This window comes from Mesorhizobium sp. M7A.F.Ca.CA.002.09.1.1, from assembly GCF_003998555.1.
Lineage (GTDB): Bacteria > Pseudomonadota > Alphaproteobacteria > Rhizobiales > Rhizobiaceae > Mesorhizobium > Mesorhizobium ciceri.
Genome location: NZ_RZRR01000881.1, coordinates 1 through 2,303, shown reverse-complemented (window position 1 = coordinate 2,303; position 2,303 = coordinate 1). Strand labels below are relative to the sequence as shown.

Below are 2,303 nucleotides of genomic sequence, written 5' to 3'. Positions count from 1 at the left end.
GTCCAGATCTGGTGCAGCACATGGTCGAGCGCCTGCTCTGAGGCAAGGATGTCGCCCTGGTCCTCGAACAGGCTCTTTTGGTAGAGCATGCCGGTGCGCTCGCTGCGCCATAGATGCGAAAACTCGGCGCGGAACACCGCCCAGGTCTCGACCGTCACACCGAGCAGATAGGCGCGCATGGCGTCGCGCTTGCCCTTCTGTTCGTGACCGCGTTGCGAGAAGAAGGACATCCAGAAATTGGCAAGCAGCATGCCGACGTCGAAAGCCATCGGGCCGTAGAAGGCGAACTCCGGATCGATCATCCGGGTCTCCGTGTCGGTGACCATGATCGAACCGGAATGCAGGTCGCCATGCAGCAGCGTTTCGGCATTGGCGGCGAAGATGTGCTTCAGCCGCTGCGCCTCGACCTTGAGGTCGCGGTCGGCGCGCAGTTCGGCGACCAGGCCGTCGAGCTGCGGCGAGGTGTGCCGGTTCATCTTGGCATCGAAATAGGGATCGGAGAACACGAGGTTTTCGGTGATGTCGCAAAGCTCGGCATTGTCGGCGAACAGCGCCAGATCGGCCTTGCGGTCCTTGGCGGTCATATGCAGGTCGGAGCCGCGAAACAGCGTGCGGGCCATGAACAGGCCGATATCCCGGGCGATGTTCGGCAGTTGGCGGCCGTCGATCAGGGCACGGCGCAGGATGATATGCGGCGGCGCAAGATATTCCATGATGATCAGCGCCTGACCTTCATCGAAATAATGGATCGCCGGCACCGAGCCCGGCGCGCGCGCCTCTTGCCTGGTCAGCGCGTGATATTCGAAGAAGGAGCGCTTCAACGGCAGCGGCCAGCTGTCGCCGACCAGGCGGACATAGGGCAGGGCCTGCTTGACCACGGCCGCACCGCTGGCGCCCTCGACGATGAACACCAGGTTGAGATTGCCGTCGCCGACCTCGCGGACCTTCCAGGCGCCGGTGTCCTTGCCGATCTTCGCGCACAGCGCCTCGTTGCCGCCAAGGCGTGCAGCCAGGGTTTCGACCGATAGGGCTTCGAACGGCAATTCTTCAGTCATCGTTATCCTCCCGCATATGCGCTTCCAACATAACGGAGGCGTGGCGGCCGGGCCAAGCTAGGAAGCGATCTGGCAATTGTCAATCGTGTTGACAATTGCCGATACAGCCCATAGCGTCATGTCAGGGAGGAACGCATGGTCGGCAATGCCGTGTTCCGCGTAGAGGGACTGAGGAAATCCTTTGGCCATAACGAGGTGCTTGGCGGCGTCTCGCTGGAACTGCATGCCGGTGAAGTGACCGTGCTGATGGGCGCCAACGGCGCCGGCAAATCCACCCTCGTCAAGATCATCTCTGGTGTCTACGAACGCGGCGGCGGGACGATGGCGCTCGCCGACCAGGATTTCGCGCCGAAAACCCCGGCCGAGGCGATCCGCGCCGGCGTCGTCACCGTGCATCAGAACATCAACGACGGTGTCGTCGCCGATCTCGACGTCGCCACCAACCTGACGCTGGACCGGCTGAGCGGCAGCGGTGCGCCGACCCTGTTCAATCCAATGCGCGTGCGGCGAGAGGCCAAGACGGTTGCCGACCGCATGGGGCTGGCCATCGATTTGAAGGCGCGGGTGAGTGATCTTTCGCTGGCCGATCGTCAGATGGTGGCGATTGCCCGCGCGCTGGCGCACAAGCCGAAAGTGCTGATCCTCGACGAGCCGACCTCATCGCTCTCCAGCGCCGAGGCTGATCGGCTGTTTGCCCTGATCGACAGGCTGCGCGAGCAAGGCGTGGCCATCCTCTACATCTCGCACCGTATGTCGGACATAAGGCGGCTGGCCGACCGCATCGTATCCATGCGGGACGGGATCATCTCAGGCATTTTCGACAAGAAACCGCTCGACTATGAAGGCGCGGTCAACGCCATGCTCGGCCGCAAGATCCATCTCGACCGGATTGTTGTCAGGGATTCGGCCAATGCCGTCTTCAAGATAGACGGTCTGCGCATCGCACAAGGCGCACGGCCGATCTCGCTGACGCTCGGCGACGGTGAGGTCGTTGCCATCACCGGCCTCGTCGGCGTCGGCAAGACGGCGCTTGCCGAGACGCTGTTTGGCGTGCGCCAGCCGCTGGCCGGCACAATGACGCTGAACGGCAGGCCTTATGCGCCTGAAACAGCCGGCGAGGCGATCGCCGCCGGCGTGTTCCTCGTTGCCAAGGACCGCGGCGAGAACGGCATCGTCGGCGGCTTCAACATCCAGGAAAATATCAGCCTGCCGTTTCACAAGCGCATGTCACGTTTCGCTGTTCTCAAG

Annotated in this window: 2 protein-coding genes; one reads left to right on the top strand and one right to left on the bottom strand. The window is 62.8% G+C overall.

Features of this window, described 5'->3' with window-relative positions:
* The coding region (mtnK, locus tag EN994_RS27780; protein WP_127307978.1) for an S-methyl-5-thioribose kinase at window positions 1–1,055 on the bottom strand (1,055 nt) is incomplete at its 3' end.
* A gap of 135 nt (window positions 1,056–1,190) precedes the next feature.
* Here mtnK and EN994_RS27775 point away from each other — a divergent pair.
* The coding region (locus EN994_RS27775) for a sugar ABC transporter ATP-binding protein (protein ID WP_164746256.1) at window positions 1,191–2,303 on the top strand (1,113 nt) is incomplete at its 3' end.